This window comes from Pareuzebyella sediminis, assembly GCF_008367235.1.
Classification (GTDB): Bacteria; Bacteroidota; Bacteroidia; order Flavobacteriales; family Flavobacteriaceae; genus Pareuzebyella; species Pareuzebyella sediminis.
Genome location: NZ_VTZS01000005.1, coordinates 163,530 through 176,927 on the forward strand (window position 1 = coordinate 163,530; position 13,398 = coordinate 176,927).

The window sequence follows — 13,398 nt, forward strand, 5'->3', positions numbered from 1 at the left end:
TTGCTTTTTTATGGTATCCCTCTAATGGCTATTCTGATTATTTTCAATCCTGGATTGCGCAACACTTAAAATATAGTTCTTAACGTCGCCAATGTCATCCTCTGAAAGTCTGTCACCAAAATTGGGCATCCCTAGTCCGAGCAATGCTCCTTCCCCGACGATTTGTTGAAATGATTCAAAAATCTGTGGTGTAGAGTACGTCAGGTCAGGAATAGACCCACCGCCCCTGTGACACTTGCCACAATAGCGCTGAAACAATTGCCCGCCATGTTCCAATTCAACCACTGTCGCCTCAATATCCATATCGACCAATTGCTTTTGAGGCTGCTCGGGGAATTCGGGCATTTTGGCTTCACCTCCCAGAACAAAAGTAAAGAGGGTACCGGGGTTGATCTGATCGGTGAACTTTGACCAAAGCCCTCTGACACCGCCCCATCCCACTAAAATCGAAACATATTGCTTTCCATCAATAGCATAGGTAATCGGGGCCGCAATAATTCCTGAATTTAGCGGGAATGACCATAATTTTTTACCCGTCGCGGCTTCAAAGGCTATAAATTCCCCTTCCGCGTTACCTTGAAATATCAAGTCGTTCGAAGCTAGCACCCCGGCGTTCCAAACGGACTTCTGCCAATAGTTCCACCTCTCCTTTTGGGCAACGGGGTCCCAGGCGATCAGTTTGCCGAAATTCCTGCCCGACATCGAATCTAAATGCGTCTTGTTTTTTGGATCGAAGCCAATGCCCATGTTCCATGTTCTGGAGTCGTTTAAAAATCTATAATTTGTAGGTTGGCCATAAAACATGCCCTCTTCGCTGGCCGGGATGTATACGAGTCCGGTTTTGGGGCTATAGGCCATGGGTTGCCAATTGTGCCCTCCAGAAGCAGGTGGGGAGATTTGGGAATTCATTTTGGGGTACCGTGCAAATTCCGTTTCGACCGGCCGACCCGTTGTTTTGTCAATTTTCTTGGCCCAATTCGTATACACATAAGGCTCGGCGGATATCAACGACCCATCCGTTCTATCGAGCACACAAAAAAAGCCATTTTTGGGTGCCTGCATCAGCACTTTCCTTTTCTTGCCATCTATGGACAAATCGGCGAGAATAATATGTTGGGTAGCGGTATAGTCCCAAGAATCACCCGGGGTCGTTTGATAATGCCAGATAAGCCTTCCATTATTGGGATCGAGGGCTAAAATGGAAGATAGGTACAGGTTGTCGCCTCCGTCGGGACTACGAATATCCCTATTCCAGGGAGAGCCATTTCCAGTGCCCACATAGAGGAGGTCTAGTTCAGGATCGTACGCCATGGCATCCCAAGGGGTGCCTCCACCTCCGTAGTCCCACCATTCTCCGGTCCATGTCTTGGCCGCTTCTTCCATAGCCTCGTCTTCAAAGCCGTTTTTCGGATTTCCCGGTACGGTATAAAACCGCCATTGCCGAGCTCCAGTCCTTGCATCATAAGCGGTAACATATCCCCTGACACCGAAGTCGGCACCGCCATTACCGATAATAACCTTGCCCTTCACAATTCTTGGGGCTCCGGTGATGGAATAGGGCTTACTTTGATCCACCGTTACCACCTCCCATACCATTTGCCCGCTTTTGGCATCAATGGCAATCAATCGGCCATCGAGCGTTCCCACATAGATAGTATCTTCATAAATAGCTACACCCCTATTAACGACATCACAGCAAACCTTTTCGCCATATTCTTTGGGCACTTGAGGGTCGTACTCCCAGAGCACTTCTCCCTTTCTGGCGTCTACCGCATACACCTTACTCCATGTTCCCGTAAAGTACATGATACCGTCGGCCACGATCGGGGTAGCCTCCAAACCGCGTTTTGTGCCCAAAACCAAACTCCAGGCCAGGCCGAGACTGTCCACATTCGAAGCGTTGATTTGATCGAGGGGGCTAAAACGGGTCTCTGAATAGTTACGACCGTAGGAAAGCCATTCTTGGGGCGTTTCGTCGGCCTGGACCAGGCGGGCATCATCGATGAATTTTATATCTTTATCTGCGTCTATACAGCCCAAGTGCATAAGAAAAACAATGGGGATTAGCAGAATTCTTAGGTAAGTTTTTGTTGTTCTAAAATTCATCTAAATTAAATTTTGCCTTATCATAATCATTCTTGCTGATTCCATATCGTGGTCGAAATGTCTTGTTTGTCCATATTCATAACCGTGTACTTTTAAGTTATTGATGAGTCATTCTGAAATTATCTCGGCTTTTCATCTAAGTCCAGCCCCAACATGCCTTTGGCCATGACTTCGCGGGCGAAATAGGTATTTGCTGGATGGATTTTCGCCAATCGGGCATCACGGAAGAGGCGTTCGAAACCAGCCTTGTGAATGAGCCCGGCTCCGCCCATAATGTCCATCGCGGTATCGGCCACACGCCATGAGCCTTCGGCGGCATGGCATTTGGCGGCCACGATCTTCACGCCCCAGGCGCCGCCGTAATCCTTGCCCTCGGCGTATTCGCGTACAATGGTATCCAGATGCGGACCGATACCTTCGATTTCGAGCACCATATCCGCCACATCGCGTTGTATGCCGCAATGGTAGGCCATAGAAGGCCTGCCCAAGGAAATAGAATTTTTCTTCGGAAGTTTGTCCAGTACCGTATCCAAAATTCGTTGGGCCAATGCGTAGTATACATTCCCAAATCCGAAGAGGGCCCAGGCGAAAATTCCCAAGATGAACCCATCGACACCGGCGAATCCGGCGGCTACCTTACGGGCGATATATTCATCTGGTATGAAAACTCCGTTAAGTAAGGTATCGTCGGATCGTGTGGCGCGCATGCCCAAGACGTTGTCCCACGTTTTTTTTATCTCATAATTTTCAGTATCTCGGGGCATAAAAGCATGGATAATCATGGGATTATCAGGGTCGCTATTGTCTTGCCCGTGAAAACCGAGATAGTCCCATACTGGGCTCAGGCTTCCGAACATTTTGTGTCCCGTGAATTTGTAACCGCCCGCTACTTTTTCTGCGGTGCAGGTCGAATAAAGTCCGGGGCTATCATTGCCGCGTTCCCCATGGCCGGCGGCAAAGACCTTGCCTTTGCCGGCTTCTTCCAAAACCCATTGTAAGGAGGTGTCTCCGGCCCGCCAGAGGTCGGCCACTAACCCGGTCCAATACACGTGCATGTTAAGGCCGAGTGCGGTGGGTGCGGCATGGTAGGCCAATTTGCGGGTCAATTTCATGCACTCATCGATTTTCATGCCATAGCCCCCGAATTCTTCAGGCACGGCCATCAGCAGATAGCCAGACGCTTTGAGTTCGTCGAAATCTTCTTGAAAAAAGAGGTTGTTAGCATCGTAATGGGCAGCCCGTTCGCCACATTTTTCAAAAATGGGTTCCAATTCTTCGATAAGGATCTTTTTGCTTTTGGTTTCTTCTGATATCATAATTATTTGTTTTTTGGGTTGCTATAATTCGGGTACGGTATCCTATTTATTGTCTTCGTTGCATTTCTAGGTTCTTTTTCAAGAGGCCGAACATAGGCGTTTGAAAATGTTTATTGACCCATGAGATATAAGGTTAGATTAAATCTATACAGTCGTTCATGCCCAACTGGGCAATAGGTAATGACCGAATGGTTTGTTAGTCAAGATTATTTGTTTAATGGGAGAACTTGGTCGACTTGACACAAACATATTTTGACAAAACCGGCATTCAATTGTAAACTACTAAATGAACCCTAGGTCATTACTGTAAAAATCGGACAAAATCAAGTAATGGCCTGAGTATCAAGATAACTCTTTAACATGGGGGAAGTTTCGTGACGTAACGATTTGGGGGCACAATCCATATAATTTTGAAAATCTTTGGCCAGATGGGCCATATCATAATAACCACTTTTGTAAGCAATCGATGATAGCGATTCTTCCGGATTGACCTGCATCAGTTTTAAGGCGTTTTCAAACTGCCATATTTTGGCATATGATTTAAAGGATATCCCTACTTTATAAGTGAAATTCCGATGTAAGGTCCTTTCGGTGATATGAAATTTAGAGGTGATATCATTTATAGTGACCTTTCCTTTTTTTGAGGCTATAAAATTAACGATATGGTACATCGGGTCATTTTGGTACACTTCTTTTGGGGGAAGCAGTATGTCAAAAAGTATGCTCATACGACCGACCTCATGGTATCGTAGAGTCCCATTATTTTCGAATTGACCCAGAATCTTCGAATCAGTTAGCCACTTCGATAGCAAAACTTGCTTGTTGACCAGGTTTTTCATGGATGTTTTAAGCATGTGATGTGCAATCACGGGATGAATTTTGAAAGCATAACCCTTTCCTTTGCCGGTATGGGCCACTTTCAAAGCAACATTGGTAAAAAGTCCTGCCAAATAAAATCTATAGGGTATGGTTCTGGAGCCTTGATAATTTTGGAATTCAATGGCATAATTTTGGGTGAAAAAATTTAAAATCGAAAATCCATTACGGGGAAAATAAGTCTCCGCAAGTCCATCAACTTCTACATCCAACACGGCGAACGTAATTTCAAGACCTTTTGAGGTAAAAAGGCCATATTGATAATCGAGCTTTATTTTATCCGAATCGAACAAAATTCTTGAGGTATTGTAACTTGTTAATAAATTAGCTTAGAACGTATTGAATTCCAATACTTTAAATTTAGGGTATCTTTTGAAATAAAAATGTAAGTTTTGTTTCAAACCATGTAACAAATTGCTCAGAAACAAGATTTTAAGGGGATATTCTAGAAATTTTAGTTCAGAAGAAGCAAAAAATTAATTTTTTGGGAGGTATAAAGGTGAATCCGCCTTTTAAAATAGCTCTTTATAAAGTACGAACAGGGCTATGGTCAATACAAACCAACCAAAGCTCTTTTTAAGCTTTTCGGCTTTAACAAATACCGAAAAATAGCTTCCGAGCAGTATCCCAAAAATTGATAGGAAAGTGAAGCTTAGCAAAAAGAGCCAGTTGATTTGAAGATTTCCGACGTCGCCCAAAAAACCGATCAACGACTTTAGGGCAATAATAAACAAGGAAGTCGCTATAGCTTCCCTCATGGGTAGTTTCAGTAAAAATACAAGGGCGGGAATAATTAAAAAACCGCCTCCTATACCAACAATACCGGTGATTGCCCCGACTAAGGCGCCTTCCAAAAATAAAAACGTAGCGTTGCATTTTATCCTACCTTCAAACCCGACCTTCGGCATGCGTTTGAATATCATCGCGAAGGATGCCGCTAACAACAATAATGCGAACAGCACCATAATGGTCGTGTCCCTTGAAACTATAAGGTTGCCCCAACGGATCAGTTCATCGGGAAGAACCGGTATCAGAAATCGGCGTACACAGAATACCGCTATAAATGCGGGAATGGCAAAGATGAGGGCCAATCGAACATTGATCAGCCCTTTTTTTAAATTCTTCAATGTACTGATGGATGCCGAAGTACCTACCACGAATAAGGAGTAGGCGGTAGTCGTTACCGGACTTATATGAAAGAGATAGGTAAATATGGGTACGGCCATAAGGGATCCCCCGCTCCCCATGAGCCCTAAAATAAGCCCTACGGCCAAAGCGCCCACATACCCTAAAATTTGAATTTCTTCCATTGTAGTTTGAAAATTTTAACAGCAAGAACGCCGATGGCTTCATTTACCCTCCTTGATGTACCCCCAACCTTGCTGCTGGCGCATCACAATCTCATAAATGCCATCTGGGACCGTGGTTACCCCCGGAATAAGATCCGCCTCCGTTTTATTCTTCCTTTTCATGGTATTTCGGCAGACCACGATGGAGACATTATCATTTTGGATTATTTTACGAAGGGTTTCACCGGCGGCCGAAGATTTGTTATCGACCATTTCATAGGCCCCACTGTAGATTACCATTTCAAATTCTGAATCGGGATAGGTTTCCGACATCAACCGGAGGTGTCGTGCAGCGGAACGCTGAACATCAGAATTTCCACTGGTGACGTCAAAAACCACTTTTATGGGTTCTTGTTGGGCCCATAATGGGAATGCCATGAGACAGATTCCCAGTACTATGATCATGTTTTTCATTTTTCTCGTTTTTATGGATTTAACCGTTTTGGCAATAATTAAAATTTTTAACTTTCAAAGCCTCCTTACCTAAAACCCTCCCCGGAAAGGGGAGGAGACTTGATACCCCTTCCATGGCAAGGAAATCTTTTCAAATCAATATCGTGAACAGGGTATAATGTCAAAGAGTTCGATTCACCGAGTAGCGAATTGCCACTTCGCATTATTCCCCTGCGAAGATGTAACCACATCCTTTTTTTTGCGCTTCGCCCAAGGCCCAGACTCCGGAGGGTACGATCTGCACACCCGGTAATACGGCTGCTGCCCATTCTTCGTAGGTCTCCTTGGGATCGAGCCCCATTTGCTGTGCTGCGGCCCCACTATAAACCGATAAGGCCAGGTTACATACACAGAACATCGCCCCCCGGGCCTGCATGTCTTTGATACCTTGAATCATCGGCAGCGGAAAATCTCCTTCTTGGGGTTCGTAATATGGGTTCCTTTTATAAACATTGCCGTCTGTCTGTTTTATGTGAAACATTTCGCCCAATGGATATTTCTCCCAGAGTTGGCTTTTTAGGGCAAACGGAATGGCATCGTGACGTAAAACGGTCATGGCCGTGATTTCACTGTCTTGAGAACCCGTTTCGTTATGGCTGTAATAGTAGGCCCAGTTCCAAATAATTGGAAATCCTTTGTGGGGATACGAACCATCGTACACAATACGGTGCTTACCCTTGATATTCTCGAACCAGGCCTCGGCATCACCCATGGCCTTATCATCAAAGGCCGGCATGCTCGCATAGAGCGGATCGGTAAATAATGTCAGGGTACTTGCCGTTGCCCCCATGAGCATGGCCCCCATAAACTTTCTTCTTGAACTGCTTTCCGTTGTTTTCATAATATCATGTTTTAAGATTATATACTTACTTTGTTTTCTCGATACTGTGCGTTTTTCTATAGTATTCCATAATCGGTTGAAATGGTCCAACCCGATGCTGTTCGATTGAAAATGTATCTACATAGGGCGGGTAGGGGGTGGAGACCGGTTTTTTCTTGAGGTCCGGAAAATCAAGGTTGAGGTTGCTCTTTTCCGGTCTGGCCTGTTGGTTGATAAAGCCGGCCACATCATAGGCCTCCTCGTCGGTCAGCACCGGATTTTTATAGGTGGTGCCGAATGGCATATTGGCCTTGATAAATTGTGCCGCTGTAATGACACGGGTCATTCCCGCTCCGTTGTTATAGGAATCTTCGCCCCAGAGCGGGGGATAGGTATACGTTTGTCCGTCTTTAGATTTTTGGCCTTGGCCGTTATCTCCATGGCAGACGACGCAATATTTTTTAAAAACCGACTTACCGCTATCCAAATCGACCGGTCTATTGGGAATCCGAATCTTAACGAAACCCTGACCATCAATTTTTCCATCTTCGGGAGCATTTCTTCCCAGCCATTCTAAATAAGCTATCAAGGCCTTCATTTCCTTACCTTTTGAGGGCATCGTACGACCGTTCATACTACGTTCCATACAGCCATTGATCCGTTCCTCTATAGTGCCCATTTTGTTTTCACGGCCCCTAAACTGAGGAAATCGCTTTGTAATTCCTATCAATGGCGCCGCAAACGGCTTGGTGCCAGACAGCAGATGACAGTTGTTGCATGAGAGACCGTTTCCTGAAAACGTTCTCTTCGGATGTTCCTCGTCTGGTCCTAAATACTTCGGGGAATTGTTAAAAATCCGGTGCCCGAATTTTATTTCCTCATTCTTTTTTGAATTATCGAGCTGGGCTACATTATAGACATCCGTATTGCCGGTTAGAAAATCCTTATTTTCGGAAGGATCCTTTTGAAAAACGTTGTAGCAGGCAACCAGAAGCACCAGAGAAAGTGATACCATACCGGCAAAACATTTGACAACATTCGAATAAAATCTTTTGGCCGAACGTCGGCCAGTTTTATTTAAGTGGTTTGACATATTTATTCAACTATCAATTCAATCTTTTTTCTCTTTAAGTTTAGACAGTACGGTCCTTACGGGCATTGCATACCCGTCTTAGGTTTTCTTTTTTTAGGGGAATTTGTTAAAGGGATGTATCGATTATTTTTAAAGAAATCGATATGATAAAGCTACAATTCGGAGGTGTAAAAAAATGTCAGTTTCGTTTCAAAGAATGAAACAATTGAACCATGCCTGTACTTTTTGAACCAAATACTGTAACAAATGGTTCATTACCGTTTTTGGTCTTGTGGCGAAAATACAGAAGGTAATCAACGATACCATCCTATTTGGGTAAGTGGCTGCAACTAGGGCGGAAACAGACCCACCTTCTGAATGCCGGAACAAAACCGCTTTTTCTGAACCGACCGATATATCAAAGCCCTGATGTCGTCCATGCGCTCCTCAAGAATAGACAGATCCATCACCTTTTCCGATAGACCAGTACCCAGCTTGTAAAAGAGTATGATCCGGACTATTCTTCCCAATTCGAGTAAGAAATCCACTTGTTCGCGACAAGACCACATCTAGTCGATATTGGAAACCCAGCCGGGAATATAGAGCAAGTCTACGTTTCTCGAACCGAATACTTGAAGGGCGATATTTATTAGGTCGCTTTTGGTTTATTGTATAGTGGGATTCAGGTTTGGGTCGAGGTTGTTCAAAGACAATGTAGTTCTTGACTAAATGTTACACTTAAAGTTACATGGCATTTTAAAACTTGTGCCCAAATTCAACGAGTTTGCTTTTGAAAGCCCGTCGGCAGCAATCCGAACCTTTCTTTAAATACCCTTGTAAAGTAAGTTGGGCTATTAAAGCCTGAAGAATAGGCCACTTCTGCAATGGTCTTGTCCTTATTTTTAAGCTCGTCCAAAGCTTGTCGTAGCCGAACCTCACGGATCAGTTCATTGGGCGCCATTCCGGTAAGGCTTTTTATTTTGCGGTAGGTTTGGGCCTTACTGAAACCTAGGGCCTTTCCTATGTAGTCACTTTTGAGCGAGCTGCTTTTTAAGTATTCTTTGATTATTGTGTGAAGCTCCATAAAAAATTTAAGGTCTTTGGCACTCATTTCTTTTTCTTGAGTGTTATTCGATTCCGAAACATTATCCAACCCTTTTTCAAAGAGCGATTTTGTCTTGGTATCGACAAAGACACTTCGGTTACCTCCCAGAAGACATAACGCTCGCAGTTGGGCCGAGGCATTTTCAAAAAGTACGGAACCCGTTTCATCAACAGGTTTACCTGTAACCAAGGCCAAGTTGTATTCTGTGGTATTATGCACTTTCATATAACTGGCAACGGACTTTTGGCATAAAAAGGCATCTTGGGCGTGAAGAAAAGAAGCCATAATTTTTCTGTCTGGCTGCATGACTACCGTACCGTCGTGTTTTCTTATTATTTGGAACAGTGCTTGGGACAACTCTTTTTCTTCTCCATACAAATTACGCATATAGATAAGCAGTAAGCTTCGAAAGCCGGTATCGATTTCACCGGTATGGGTCAAGGCGACGTCCCATTCATTTTTACCGCCCCCTTCGCCGATCATCGCATTAAAATCAAACGTAGGAGTTAATGAAGATACCTCGATTACGTTACAGGGCCCCACGCCATGTACTTCTGCGTGGCTGTCGTGAATCGCCTCTTTATTTGGACCGTACATGAGGCAAAAAACGGTTTTCTCTTCAAAGTTTACATAATATTTTTTGTGTTCTAAACCATACTTTTTCTCTACTTCAATATCTTTTAGATGTGCATTGTTAAGGTCTTCTAGGGTGATGTCGGGGTCGATATGGTGCAAATCCATGTAGAGTGGCATAGTCTTAATGTTAAGCGAAGTATTGTTTAACGATGGCTGTTGGCAAGTGCCCAAACCGTTCTTTAAAGACCCGCGTGAAATACGTCGGACTACTGAAGCCATGGGCGTAGGCGATTTCTGCTACGGTCTTTCCATTTTTTGATAAGGCCTCCACGGAACGACGTAAACGCACCTCCCTTATAAACTCATTGGGCGATAGCCCGGTCAAGCCTTTGATTTTGCGGTATGCCTGTGCCTTACTTGCCCCGACCACATCTTGGAGGTGCTCCGTTTTAAAACCGGTATTGTCTAAATTCAAATGAACCGAATCGTAGAGCGAGCGCAGGAGTATTTCGTTATCTCTTGACAATACATTGACGTGCTGTAGCGAATATTTCATATGAGAGAAACGCCGGTAGGAGGTTTCGGAGGCTTCATCGGCGGTAACTTTCCCGTTCTGACCCATATACTTTAGGGTCGTTAGCCTGTTCAAAGTATCCTCAAAAAGGCGATTGCCCTTTTTATCTATAGGTTTGCCTGTAACTACCGCAATCGTAAAAAGTGCCGGGTCAAAAATGGCACGCAGGTAATCTCGCAAAATGACCGCACAGGAAATCGCCTTTTGTGGTTTTATGAACGAAGCCAGAACAGCAGGCTCTGGGCGCTCGACTACGTTGCCGTCATAGTCGGTAACATAACGGGCGATATCGGCAAATACCCTCTCGGTATTTTTTCCGAAACTGGTGGTGTTGATCTGCATCAACGTGCGATAGCCCGTATCGACTTCTCCGGAAAGGGTGAGGGCCAAATCCTTATCGTTTTTGGAGCCTTCACCAAGATAGGGGTAGAACTCGGTTTCAGGGGAAACTTCAACCAAATTGCATGGCCCTATACCTTGGGATTCTTGGTGGCTAGCGACACATGATTCTTTGCTAGGACCTTGCATGAGACAACAAATCGTTCGCTGCTCTATGTTCAGATAGTACTTTTTATAAACGAGACCATATTTGTTCTGTACCGCAAGGTCTCGCAGATGGGCACGATAGGCATCCTCTTCGGTAAAAGGTATGGATTCAATATGGTGTATGTCCATAAATAACGGCATCGTTCCAGAATTTAAATCAGGCTCCTGCAAGTTTCATAAGAGACGTCGGTAAAAGTCCATACCGTTTTCTAAATACTCTTGTAAAGTAGGTTGCACTATTAAAACCTAAACCATAAGCTATCTCTGCCACCGTATTTTCGTTTTGCTTTAATTGCTTTAGTGAATGCCGCAAGCGATACTCCCTAATCATGGAGTTTGGTGATAAACCTGTTAGAGCTTTAATTTTTCGGTAGGTTTGGGCCTTGCTCATTCCCAATTTTCGCGCAAGGTCGCTACTGTTAAGGTTAGAATTGTTGTAGGTGGTTTGTAACATTTCGTAAAGTTCGGTGCAAAATTGAAAACTTCCCGAAGTAATTACCTTGATATGACCGTAGTCGATCTCAGCCATTTTACGCTCATTATTAGCCAATTCTTTGGTCGGGGCATCAATATAGATAAAGCGGTGCAGGCCCATATTACATAGAATCTTTAATTTTTTCTTGGTTTCCTGAAAAATATCCGTTCCCTTTTCATCAACGGGATTTCCACTGGCCAAGGCAATGCGAAATTCAAGTTTGTTTGAAATCACCTCCAGGTGTCTGGCCATTTCAACAGCACATTGAACGGCATTGAAGGCTACCGAAAAGGATGCCATTTCCTGACCTTCGGGAAGGGGTACCGATGAACCATTATATTTTTCTATAAGTCTGTTCAAATGTCTTTGGTAAATGATCGCTCCTCCTGAAAGGTCGCAGGTGTCGATCATCAATATCGTGCGAAGACCCAAATCTAATTTTCCGTCTTTTTGGTAAGCCAGATCATTCTTCGGGGTGGTGCCCTTGGCCATAAATAAATTATATTCATCTACGGAAACTTCAATAATGTTGCAGGCGGTACCTCCGTGCGAGGTTTCATGTACAAGTCTGCAAGCCTCGGGATTCGGGCCCTCCATTAGGCAAAATACGGTTTGATCTTTTTCGTTTACCCAATACATTTTTTGTTTGACACCGAATTGTTGTTCAACACGCAAATCCTCCATATGAGCTTTTATGATATCTTCGACAGTGAAGGTATTCTCTTCAACTTTGTGGATGTCCATGTAGAGAGGCATAATACTAGTTTTTAAGTTAGTGTTTTAGAGTAACTCAGCGGCAAAAGACCAAAACGTTGCTGAAAACACTTGATAAAATAAGAGGGACTATTGAACCCGGCCTCCAAGGATGCCTGAGATACGTTATGGTCTTTTAGCCCTAAAAGCTCGAGGGATTTTCGTAATCTAAATTCCCGCAGTAGTGCATTGATAGACTTGCCGGTAGCTGCCTTACATTTTCGGTAGAGTCTCGATTTGCTCATGCCAAGGTCGTTCGTAATATCCGCTATGCCCAAATCTGGATTCTGCCCTTTTTGTTCGAAAACATCGGCCAACGCCAGCAAAATCTTTTCTTCGGAAGAAGATAGGTTTCTTACATCGGCACCTTCAATCGGATGTTGATTCGAATGCGTAGGGTTCAAATTACTGACCAATGCTGACATTACGATGCGCTCCTTGCCTTCAAGGGTACAAAGGTACCGGGCGAGATTAACGGTCCTGCCAAATATTGAAAGACTGTTATCTACGGGAAGACCGGCGTGAAGCCCCATTCGCAAATCAATGGGCACCGAAGCTATGTGCAGTGCTGCCTGTATGGCATGGGCGCAATAGACCCCCATCGATACCGATGCGAAAGACACTACTATATCCTCCCCTTCTATTTGAACCTCGTTACCCTCGAATTCCTTAATTTTTTGTTTTACCGTACTATAGAAAAGGGTTAATAACGTGCTTGCCCTTTCCCTACCAAGTTCATGATAAAGTAGCCCTTTGTGTTTTATACTGATGGCCAGTAATACCCTGAATGCGGGGTCGTTAAAAATTTTTGGGTCTTCACCTTCTACAACGGTATGGGTTTCCGGATCGCTTATCCGACCTAAAAAAGCTTCAACAACTTTGCTGTTTACTTGTATAATTTCGTGGGGCACCAGCCCGTGAGCATGATTGTGCATGTCTCTAACGGCCTGTTCATTGGGGGCATCGATCAGGCAAAATACCCTTCCTCGATTTTCGTCGACCCAATACGTCATATTGCGACAACCGAACTGATCTTGTATGCCCAGGTCTTTTTTGTGGGCCTTCGCCACATGTTTCGCCTCCACGCCTGGAACGATATGTGAGTCCATATAAATTGGCATAACCTAATCTTTAATAAAACTTTTGGTTCACTACGGAGGGGGAATACCATAAATATAACGATTACCCGGTAGTAAAATCGAACTTTTAGTTCAAATTATAGTAGAAATGATTCAACGTCAGCTTTTTAGACACTACTATGTTTATTTCTCAAGGAGCAGGAATTCGAAAGGATATTTTCCAAAAATGAAGAAGTGGTAGGCGGAAAGCAATTCCAAACTTCAAGTACTATACAGATGGAATTTGAGTCAGCGGGTG

General features: G+C 44.1%; 12 protein-coding genes. All 12 read right to left on the reverse strand.

What is annotated here, in order from left to right:
- Window positions 1-21: 21 nt before the first annotated feature.
- Entirely contained in the window at window positions 22-2,106 is a 2,085-nt protein-coding gene (locus F2B13_RS16890; RefSeq protein ID WP_149304707.1) for a PQQ-dependent dehydrogenase, methanol/ethanol family, read from the reverse strand.
- 119 nt (window positions 2,107-2,225) lie between these two features.
- On the reverse strand, window positions 2,226-3,422 hold the full coding sequence (locus tag F2B13_RS16895; protein WP_149304708.1) for an acyl-CoA dehydrogenase family protein: 1,197 nt from the start codon (window positions 3,420-3,422) through the stop codon (window positions 2,226-2,228).
- A gap of 323 nt (window positions 3,423-3,745) precedes the next feature.
- On the reverse strand, window positions 3,746-4,591 hold the full coding sequence (locus tag F2B13_RS16900; protein ID WP_149304709.1) for a helix-turn-helix transcriptional regulator: 846 nt from the start codon (window positions 4,589-4,591) through the stop codon (window positions 3,746-3,748).
- A 219-nt stretch (window positions 4,592-4,810) separates the two neighbouring features.
- Window positions 4,811-5,608 (reverse strand): sulfite exporter TauE/SafE family protein, encoded by a 798-nt coding sequence (locus tag F2B13_RS16905; RefSeq protein WP_149304710.1) that lies wholly within the window; start codon window positions 5,606-5,608, stop codon window positions 4,811-4,813.
- 39 nt (window positions 5,609-5,647) lie between these two features.
- A complete protein-coding gene (locus F2B13_RS16910) occupies window positions 5,648-6,061 on the reverse strand; it encodes a DsrE family protein (RefSeq protein WP_149277297.1) in 414 nt (137 codons plus the stop codon).
- A 202-nt stretch (window positions 6,062-6,263) separates the two neighbouring features.
- Window positions 6,264-6,941 (reverse strand): Tat (twin-arginine translocation) pathway signal sequence containing protein, encoded by a 678-nt coding sequence (locus F2B13_RS16915; RefSeq protein ID WP_149277298.1) that lies wholly within the window; start codon window positions 6,939-6,941, stop codon window positions 6,264-6,266.
- A gap of 25 nt (window positions 6,942-6,966) precedes the next feature.
- Window positions 6,967-7,935, reverse strand: a complete 969-nt coding sequence (locus F2B13_RS16920) for a c-type cytochrome (RefSeq protein ID WP_149304711.1) — start codon at window positions 7,933-7,935, stop codon at window positions 6,967-6,969.
- A 407-nt stretch (window positions 7,936-8,342) separates the two neighbouring features.
- Window positions 8,343-8,561: a hypothetical protein gene (locus F2B13_RS16925; protein WP_149277300.1), complete on the reverse strand. Its 219-nt coding sequence runs from the start codon at window positions 8,559-8,561 to the stop codon at window positions 8,343-8,345.
- A 206-nt stretch (window positions 8,562-8,767) separates the two neighbouring features.
- On the reverse strand, window positions 8,768-9,850 hold the full coding sequence (locus F2B13_RS16930; RefSeq protein ID WP_198439898.1) for a nickel-binding protein: 1,083 nt from the start codon (window positions 9,848-9,850) through the stop codon (window positions 8,768-8,770).
- A gap of 10 nt (window positions 9,851-9,860) precedes the next feature.
- Complete coding sequence (locus F2B13_RS16935; RefSeq protein ID WP_149277302.1) at window positions 9,861-10,934, reverse strand: helix-turn-helix domain-containing protein; 1,074 nt, start codon at window positions 10,932-10,934, stop codon at window positions 9,861-9,863.
- A 16-nt stretch (window positions 10,935-10,950) separates the two neighbouring features.
- Window positions 10,951-12,024, reverse strand: a complete 1,074-nt coding sequence (locus F2B13_RS16940) for a nickel-binding protein (RefSeq protein ID WP_149277303.1) — start codon at window positions 12,022-12,024, stop codon at window positions 10,951-10,953.
- An 11-nt stretch (window positions 12,025-12,035) separates the two neighbouring features.
- Window positions 12,036-13,142 (reverse strand): nickel-binding protein, encoded by a 1,107-nt coding sequence (locus tag F2B13_RS16945; protein ID WP_149277304.1) that lies wholly within the window; start codon window positions 13,140-13,142, stop codon window positions 12,036-12,038.
- Window positions 13,143-13,398 lie beyond the last annotated feature (256 nt).